General features: G+C 61.3%; 5 protein-coding genes. 2 read left to right on the top strand and 3 right to left on the bottom strand.

The window, feature by feature from the left end:
* The 3 genes from EOA29_RS15260 to EOA29_RS15250 form a co-directional block, all read right to left on the bottom strand.
* Positions 1-3707: hypothetical protein (locus EOA29_RS15260; protein WP_145969680.1), on the bottom strand; the 3707-nt coding region annotated here is incomplete at its 3' end.
* Between the two features lie 123 nt (positions 3708-3830).
* The gene (locus EOA29_RS15255) at positions 3831-5987 is read right to left on the bottom strand and encodes an ATP-binding protein (protein WP_127221103.1); all 2157 of its coding nucleotides are present in this window, start codon (positions 5985-5987) and stop codon (positions 3831-3833) included.
* Positions 5984-6730: a response regulator transcription factor gene (locus tag EOA29_RS15250; protein WP_127221102.1), complete on the bottom strand. Its 747-nt coding sequence runs from the start codon at positions 6728-6730 to the stop codon at positions 5984-5986. The genes EOA29_RS15255 and EOA29_RS15250 overlap by 4 nt, the downstream gene beginning before the upstream one ends.
* 228 nt (positions 6731-6958) lie before the next feature.
* On the opposite strand from EOA29_RS15250, the gene EOA29_RS15245 reads away from it, so the two are divergent.
* Both EOA29_RS15245 and EOA29_RS15240 read left to right on the top strand, forming a co-directional pair.
* Positions 6959-7969: an ABC transporter substrate-binding protein gene (locus tag EOA29_RS15245; RefSeq protein WP_127221104.1), complete on the top strand. Its 1011-nt coding sequence runs from the start codon at positions 6959-6961 to the stop codon at positions 7967-7969.
* A gap of 109 nt (positions 7970-8078) precedes the next feature.
* Positions 8079-9389: ABC transporter permease subunit (locus tag EOA29_RS15240; RefSeq protein WP_145969679.1), on the top strand; the 1311-nt coding region annotated here is incomplete at its 3' end.

Genomic DNA, 9389 nt, shown 5'->3' with positions numbered 1-9389 from the left:
GACATGCGCGCTCCGCTGGCGAGCGGCTTTCCCGCCATGCCGATGGTGCGCAGCGTGCTCGATCCCACCGGCAGGGCAACCGTTGCCATCATGCCCACGTTCATCAGCGACTCGCTGTCGCCCCAATCGCCGCCATGGCTAAGATACTGCTCTTGCATATGGTACGTGCGGCCGCCGAGATAGGCGCCGCTGGCTAGCGCAATGGGGGCTGCGACGGGAGCAAGAACTTCCGTGAAGGACGCGACCGTGGCAACGGTGCCGATAAGGCCGACTACCGGATCGACGATCTTTTCCTGGACCGACACATTGCGCGCCTTGACCACGTCAAGCGCGATCTTGCCGTCGGCGCCTGCTTTCATCTCCAGTCCGGCGGGCACCACCAGCTTGCCGTTCTCGCCGAACTGCCGGTTGTTGTCCTGGAAGTCCTTCAGGCTCTCGAACTTCATGCCGGCGGCATCGATGTACCAGATCTTGCCGTCGCCACCCTTGACGGCAAGCAGGGCGATCTGCTGCGAGCCCCCGGTCTCGTCGACATGGAAGAGCGGCACGACGCGCACATCCACCTTGTCACCGATCCCGCGGATCTCCTGGGTCGCTTCCTTCAGCGCTTTGCGTCCCTCGGAACTGCCGCCGAGGCCGAGCATGCGCGAGACGGTCGCTTCCAGCGTCGAGCCCTCCACACGGTGGAACTCGAAGTCGCTGCCATTGTCGTTTTGCGCGGAGCGCAGCATGGCCTGGTACTGCGGCTGGTAGATGGCGTCGAGCGTCAGTTGTTGGTGATGGTCGAGAGAGGCCTTGTCCAGTCCAGGGTCGGTTCCGACCAGCGGGGCCGGCTCTTGCTGGCGCAACGTGTACCAGGCCCTGAAGCCTTCCACCTCGCTACGAAGGTCGCTTACGCCCTGACGCTGCGTTTGTGCTGCGCTCAGCCGCAGCCGCAAGACCGCAAGCTCTGGGTCCACCCAGCGGCCATCGGTGCCGCGGCTGCCGTCGTCGCGCTCAATCTCGATCCAGACCGGCTTGCCGCCCTTTGCAAGTGCCTCAAGCCCGCCCTTCTCATATTGGGAAGCGACTTCCGGCGCGACCTTGATCTTGTGTCCGCCGACATCGACCTCGACTGGCTGCGTCCCCTTTGGCAGCATTCCCGCCGGCGCTTCCGCGCTGCCCGGACCGTGCTCTTTCAGGGCACCGTCATAACGGTTCTGCAAGTCGCGGATGGTGCCGTCGAGAATCTTGATCTTGCCATCAATCTGCTGTTTCAGCACCGTGTTGAGATTCTTGCCCGCCTGCAGTTCGGCCTGGAGCGGATCATTCTGGCAGACGGAAGGATTGGGCTTCAGCGCTGTCTGCCATTCCTTGTTAAGGGCCCGATCCCGATACTCGCCGCGCACATTCTTGGCGTCAGGCGCATAGGTCAGCTGTTGTTCGGTCGTGCCCTCCTCGAAGTGGTTGACCACCCAGGCCTGGCCGTCCCGGACTTCGATCTCCTGGCCTGTGAACTTGCCCAGATACTTGCCGCCATAGGTGCTGTGCTTCTTGTTGGGTTCGAACAGGAACTGGTTCTTGCTGTCGTACTCGGTAAGGAGTTTTTGGCCGAGAACCCGCAGCGCCGAGGCATCGCCGCGGGCCTGGTAGAAGTTGTGGTAGGCCTCTGCCAGCTCCAACTGCTGGCCCGCTGCTGTCTGCATCTGCTTGAGGTCGGCCACCGCTGCCTCGAGCTTCTTGTGCTGCGGCGTTCCCTTGCTCGCCGCCAGGTTCTGTTCGCCGAGGCCGACCAGATAGTCGAGCGAGAGTTTGTCGCCGCTGCTCATGTGCAGACCGACCTCCGAAAACAGGCTGACTGCCCTCGTGCGCGCTTCTTCATCCTGCGCATCCTGCAACGCGTGGTTGACACCCACAGTGCGCACTCGAGGCCCTGTCACAGGTGGAGCAACCAGCGGCACTGAGAGGGAACTCAACCGAGTGATGGCGTTATTGAGGATGCGTGCCGCCTGCTCGTACTCGCTGCGCGCGCCGCTGGCGTTTTTCAGCATCGTCTCGGTGCCGGCCAGCCTCTGCCGCGCCTCCTCCAAAGTGCCTTTCGGCTTCGGGGGGCTCCATTGCAATCCGTAGGGCGCCAGCGCCTTGTTGATCGTCCTGCGTGCATCGGCAAGCGCGCCCTTGTAGGCCGGATCAAGAGCGAGGGCGTCGAACTGTGCCTGGCTGCGATGCACTTTGGCGCGGGTCTCGGCAACCCGTGACAGCGCCACGTTCTCTGCCGCCATCGCCTGCGCCACCTTGGGGTCTACCCATTTCCACTGGCCCTGGATCTTCACCGGTACCCATTTGCCGCCCGAGGGCGCGTTGCCCGCCGGTGGCAGCCCGATCGGATCGATGATGTTCTTGTCCTTGTCCTTGATCGGCTGCGCTACATGACTGTCGCGATATTTTGCCAGCATGCGCTGAGTCTCTTCGCCCAGACCTCGCGCCTCACCGATCAGGTCCGGCAGCCGCTCGCCGGCAAAGACGCCCTCAATGAACGTCTTGACGATCTCCCCTTCCTTGCGCTCGGCAGGATCGCTGCTGTTGGGATTGGCGGCCATGAGGGTCCGGGCCAACCCTTCCAGCATCGTGCCCGGCTTGATCTTCACTTCATTACCCTCGCCGTCGGTTAGCGCGAGCTTGCCGTCAGGACCCGTTGTCAACGTATGGCCGTTGAACGTCACCTTGACGGTCTTCTGTGTCTTGCCGTCCACCTCCCGCGTGGTGGTGGTCGTCTGCCGCCCGTTCGACTCGACCACCTTGCGCGTGGTTTTGCCCTGGGAATCCCGTGTAACCGTGATGGTATCGCCATCTCCGTTGACAAGCTGCGAACTGTACGGCCCGTCGAGACCGTTGCCCGAGTAGCTTGCCACCACCTTGCCCGTGTGCGGATCGCGCACTTGCGTCGTGCCGGAAGTGTCGTTTGACGTGGGCGTCGTCTCCTTCATCTCGTAGCCGGCGGCCCTCAACTGGGCGAGCACCTGCTCGCGCGTCCAGCCAGGGTGCTCCTTGACGATCTCGTCGATCGTCTTGCCATCGGCAATCTTCTTCAGGATCGGCTGCGCCCCCTCGCGTGTCGGCTTCTGATCCTGCGCCAGCTTCGTCCGCTGCCCGTCGGGGGCTGTCACCTCCGTCTCAGTGGCGCCGCTACGCTGCGTGGTCTTCGTCACCATCGTGCCGTCCGCGAGCCGCGTCGTCTCGACAGTCGTTCCGTCAGACAGATTGAGGTCGTCTTCATAACGCGTCGTGATCGCGCCCGTTGACGCGTCACGATGGCTGGTCACCTTGCGCCCCAGGCCGTCGCGCACCGGCGTCGACACCTCCTCACCCCCCGGTGACTTCACCGCGGTGTAGTAGGTGCCATGCTGGAAATCGGAATACTCGGTGACCGTCCTGCCGTTCTTCGGGTCGCGCACCTGCGTCACCCGCGTCTCGCCTGCTTGCGGCTCTGTCACCTTCACTTCGTAACCTGCCGCCCTCAACTGGGCGAGCACCTGCTCGCGCGTCCAGCCGGGGTGCTCCTTGACAATTTGGTCGATGCCCTTGCCTGCCGCCAGCGAGCGCGCAATCCCATCAGCTTGCGCTTTGCTCTGGCTCGCCGCCGACGTAAGCGAGGTGAACTGCCGCCCATCCCCCGAAACATCCTTCACCGGAAGCACAGGCGGCTTCCACATCACCTTCTCGAGCATCGCAGCCTCGTTTGGTTATCCTCAAGCAGCCAAGCCCAAACACCCACCACAAATGTTAACCTCTCTCTCCCTCCCAAAAAAATCCAAATGGAATGCCGGCCAACTGACCTGACGATCTGCTCCCTACTGCTCATTCGCCAGTTCCGGGGATTGCTCGTGTCCGCCGTGCTCCGGCAGTGCTGGAAAGAGCATTTCAACGCGTGTGCCTTCGCCCGGGTGTGAGTGGATTGACACCTCTCCGCCGCTCTGCCGGACGAAGCCGTACACGACAGCCAGGCCTAGCCCCGTACCCCCCCTGTTCGGTCGCGTCGTGAAATACGGCTCGAATGCCCGATCCATCACCTCAGGCGCCATCCCGGTGCCCTGGTCGCAGACTTCGACTGCAAGCATCGCTTGTCGTCGCTCTGCAATGATGAGGATTTCGCCACCCCCTTGCATCGCTGCGGCAGCGTTCAGGCACAGATTGAGCACCGCTTGCTCGAACAGGGCAGGGTCTACGAAGACGGGAGGCAATGGCCGGCGAAGATCGAGCCTTATCACGCAATGATTGCCGGCGGCCATCTCGAGAACATCCAGCATTCCCAGCAGCAGTGCGCCGACATCGAATCGTGCCGGAGCAAGCACCTGCTGGCTTGCAGCCGAAAGCATGCTGCTGGCCAACGTCTTTCCGCGCTCCGCCGCCTTGCGTATGCGCGCCAGATGGCGCTGTTGCATCGGCTCAAGGGGCGCGGCCTTCTCCAACAAACCCAAGCTGCCCGTTATGATGCCGATCATGTTGCCGACTTCGTGGCTGACCTGGTGCGTCATGCGCATCATCGCGTCGAGCCTTTGCGCTCTCCTGGCATCAGCCTCTTGGAGGTCCAACTCCGTTATGTCCCGGACAAGCATCACGACCCGTTCGCCCGCCTGTCGTGAAAGCGAGATCTCCAAGACCCTATGCGCCGAGCATCTGGCGCGCAGGACTATCGGGTTGCGCAAATTGCCCGGGTTCGCCAGACCATCAGGAAGCAGGTCCGGGGCGATTTCTTTGATCTTCGACGCAAAGGAGCGCGCGGGCAATTTGCGGGCGGACGGATTCTGCTGCATCAGCTTGATGATACGGTGGTTCATGGTTATCGGCCGGCCTGAATGGTCGAATATGGCGATACCTTCATTCATGCTGCGAAATGTCGATCGAATGGTGCGTGCAGCAGCCTCTGCGGTGCTCCGCAGGCGCGCGACGCGGTCGACACTTGCCTTGAATGCCGTGAAAGCCCGGACAAGGTTACGCAGTTCTGTTTCAGGACCTTCGAAGCGCGGCGCTTGAGCGTCCTTCTCGCCCCGCGCCAGCTGATGCATGCCCTCGGAAATCCCCATTATGGCCTTGGACACCCGGATCACCGTGAGGATTGCGACGACGCTGAGCGCAATAACCAGCAACAGGGCGGCGAGGATGACCTGGCGCAAATGACTGAGTGCCTGGGTCGTCGAAGCGAACCCCTTGCTCAGTGTTTGCCCTGTTCCCATGAACTGCGCTTCTGTGGCCGCCCCCAGATTTTGTGAAGCCGTGCCGAGCCGGGTGAGCGCCGAGCGGACTGCGAACATGCGGCTGAGATAAGCCTGGCGCAGCTCGAAAACGCCGTCATAAAGCGCCAGTGTACCTTTGGCCTCGACCGCGGGGCTCGTGCTGCCGGGCGGTTCGCTGAGCCTCAGATATTGGCGTTGCAACTCGCCCAGCTGGAGAAAGTTGTCGGACGCTGCCGCCGATATCGCAATCTGCTTCAGAGCGACGTTGTTTGTTGGCACGAACCTGGGTTCTTCCTGCAGCGCCTCCAGTTTCGCCACGGTAGCACCAACAAGGCTCTTATAGCGCTGCGCCTCGTCCGCATTGTCGGCAAGCGCAAGCGTCTCCTTTCGGATCGCCGAAAGCACGTCGAGGACCCGATGGGTTCGGTCGTCTTCGTCGAGATCGGCTAGAATATCGGCAGGCTGGCGCCCGACATATTCCATCAGAGCGTCGATCTGGCGGACGATCTGCAGACTTTCGTTGGAGAGCCTATAGGGCGACGTCGTATTGAGCAGAAACGGTGCCGTCGACAGCAGCGCAGACACCTGCCGCGAAATCGTCGACGCCTTGGCCAGGCTGGCGAAGGCGGTCGAGCTGTAGGAGGTCATCTCCGATTCTGCCCGAGACAGGCCGTAGATCGCCACGAGCGCGAGACTTGCCACCAGCCCGCAGATAGACAGGATCGCGAACGGCAGCCGGAACGCTATGGAAGAGAAAAACGATCGATGCTTCAACCCGCAGCCTCGCTCGCAGGATCCACCACCAGAACATAGCCCTTGCCCCGCCGTGTCTTGATGTGCCTTGGCAGATAAGGATTGAGCTCGATCTTGCGGCGCAACCGCAGCACCAGCACGTCGACATTGCGATCGATAAAGCGATCGTCATCCGAACCCAGCCGATTGAGTATGCGAACGCGATCGACGGCTTCGCCCGGTGCTTCGGCCAGAACCTCCAGGAGTGCGAACTCCGAGTTCGTCAGCGTGGCGGCGGGATCATCCAGGCATACTGCACGCCGCTGCTTGAAGTCGATCTGCCAGTTTCCGATTCGCAGTCTCGGTTCTGCCTCTTCTCGTGAAGGACCGTTTGGCTCCAGCTGCGAATGTCGCGTCGACCGGCGTAGAACAGCCTTGATGCGCGCCGCTAGTTCGATCGGCTCGAATGGCTTTACGACATAGTCGTCGGCGGCCGTCTCGAGGCCCAGCACACGGTCGGCAGCGCTGCCAGATGCAGTCACCAGCAAAATGCCGATGTTCTGTTCCTGGCGCAGACGCTGCGCGAAAGCGCGTCCTGATAGCCCCGGCAGATTATGGTCGATCAGAGCGATGTGAACGCGCTGTTGCGCCAGCGTCCGCCAAGCCTCCTCCGCCGATGTCACGGCGATCGGCATCCAGCCCTCGGAGAACACGAGATCGGAGATCAGTTCAGACATCTCCGGATCGTCCTCCACGATCAGGATCTTGATGTTTTCCAACAGCAACTCCTCCTGGTGACAACATACAGTCGCGCGCTGCGATTTCAAAAGGGAGCTTAATGACCGGCTTCGCCACAAATGTAACAATTGCCATTTTTGAAAGCAGATTGAGCGGGGCGTGAAAGGCTCGCAACACAAATCGAGTTGCGATTTTCACTTCATGTACGATCCTCTTCCGGCGGCCTTGAGGACGTGGCCGGCTGTGTCGGAAGGGAGGATAGCATGAAGATTGGGATGCTCACCGGGATGGCTTTCGCGGCATCACTGGCGTCAGTGCCGGCCGCGCAGGCAAGCGGCAGGCTCAATGTCCTTTGCGGCGCGGATGAAGCCTGGTGCACCGCATTCGAGAAGGCATTTGAGCGCAAGACGAACATCAACGTGTCGATGGTGCGCAAGAGCTCCGGCGAGATCCTCGCCCAGGTCCGTGCCGAGAAGGAAAACCCCAAAGTCGACGTTTGGTGGGGTGGCACAGGGGACCCGCAGTTGCAGGCCGCATCCGAAGGGCTGTTGGAGCCATATACCTCAGTCAACAGGGCCGATTTGCTGCCTTGGGCACAGAATTTCTTCGAGATATCTGGTGGCCGCGCGGCCGGTATCTATGCCGGTGCGCTTGGCATCGCCTACAACAGGCAAATCATGCAACAGAAGAACCTTCCAGCGCCCAAATGCTGGAAGGATCTGGCCAACGAAGCCTATCAAGGCGAAATACAGATCGCCAATCCGAATTCTTCCGGAACAGCCTATACGGTGCTGGCCACGCTGGTCCAAATCTTCGGCGAAGACGAGGCCTTCAAATACCTCGGCGAACTCGACCACAATGTTAACAACTACACGAAGTCGGGTTCAGCCCCGGTCAAGGCGGCCGCCCGCGGCGAAACCTTGATCGGCATCTCCTTCATGCATGATGCGGTGACCCAAAAACAGGCCGGTTTCCCTCTGGAGATCGTCGCTCCTTGCGAGGGAACCGGCTACGAGATCGGCGCCGTCAGCGTCATCAAGGGAGCCCGAAATCTAGAGAACGCCAAGCTGTTCGTCGACTATGCCCTCAGCGCGGAGGGGCAGGCGACGGGAGCCGCGGCCGGACAGAACCAAGTGCCCTCAAATGGCAAGGCTTCCGTTCCGCCGGGAGCGCCGGACATCACCAAGATCAAGCTTGTCGACTATGACTTCGCCACCTACGGCACTGCCGATGTGCGGTCCCGACTGCTGTCGCGTTTCGACAGCGAAATCAAGGCCGCCAGGTAGGTGAGGAATCCTTAGTTGGGCTCAGGCCGGGTCAGGACCTGCCCAACCGCCGACTTCAACCGAAGATCATGCGTCGGACGTCGTCCGCGCGCCAAGAAGGGAGCACGTCATGCAACGCGCCCTCGCCATTTCTGCGGCACTCGGCCTTGCGGGGTTCTGCCTCTTTCCCTGGTTTGGTGTCGAGTACGGCCTGTTCGAGCCGGATTGGATTGAAGCCGGCGGTTTGCTGTCCGAAGCCGGTGCCCCTGGCCTTCTTCACCTGCTTTTCCAAGGCCGGCTTTTGCTAGCGTTGCCTTTCCTGTCCCTGGCTCTGGCGCTGCTGTCGGCCCTTGAAATGCGCTTCCTGCAAGGCCGGGAGCGATTGCTCCTGGTCGGGTTGGTTGCGGCCTTGCTGGCAATTGTCGCGCCGCCGTTCGTGGAACGCTGGACCGGACTCGAATTTTTGGCCGCCGTCAATTCCAGCGCGCTCGGCTATGGGGCGATGATCACCTGTGGGGGCCTGTTCGTTTGTGTGGCCATCGTCTGGTCGAAGTTAGGCTTGGGCAACCGGGACGCCTTCACCATCGCCTCAATCGGCCTTGTTCTGGCGCTTGTCGGCATATTTGTTTTCTACCCGATTTTGCACGTCCTGGTTCAAGCCTTCGCTCCCTCTGGAGGGCAAGGTTCGATCACTTCATTTCTCACCACCGCGGCCGGAAGAGATATCTGGGGTCTTGCGTGCCTGTCTGGCGGGCGCAGTTGCGGCGTGGCGATCAACTCACTGCTCCTCGGGGTGATGACGGCAGGCAGCACCACACTGTTTGGGTTGGCTTTCGCGCTTTTGATGACCCGAACCAACTTTCCTGCGAAAAAATTGCTGCGCGCCCTGACTGTCTTGCCGCTCATCACGCCGCCTTTTGTGGTGGGCTTGGCGCTTATCCTGCTTTTCGGGCGTGCCGGCGCCGTAACGACCTGGGTGTCGCAAGTGGCGGATATCGAAGCCGGGCGCTGGCTTTACGGTTTCTGGGGCGTTTGGCTGACACAAACGCTTGCGTTCACACCGATTGCCTTCCTGGTTCTGATCGGTGTTGTCGAGGGCGTCAGTCCGTCGCTCGAAGAGGCGGCCCAGACCTTGCGGGCAGACCTTTCAGCCACCATGCGCACGATATCGCTGCCGCTGTTACGGCCCGGACTCGCAAACGCATTCCTACTGGGTTTCATCGAAAGCCTTGCCGATTTCGGCAATCCGCTCGTCCTTGGCGGCGCGCACGGCTTTCTTTCCACCGAGATATACTTCGCAGTGGTCGGCGCCCAAGCAAATCAGGTGCGCGCGGCTGTGCTCGCCATCATTTTGCTCCTGTTCACTCTGGGCGCATTCTTGCTCCAGCGCCGCTGGGTTGGGCGAAAAAACTACGCGACCATTACAGGCAAGGGCGACAAT

This window comes from Mesorhizobium sp. M1E.F.Ca.ET.063.01.1.1, from assembly GCF_003998155.1.
Classification (GTDB): domain Bacteria; phylum Pseudomonadota; class Alphaproteobacteria; order Rhizobiales; family Rhizobiaceae; genus Mesorhizobium.
This window is presented reverse-complemented; position numbering and strand designations above follow the sequence as displayed.

Bases quoted from the DNA above. Each gene is read 5' to 3' on its own strand.
- EOA29_RS15245 (WP_127221104.1), top strand. From the start codon at position 6,959: ATGCTCACCGGGATGGCTTTCGCGGCATCACTGGCGTCAGTGCCGGCC.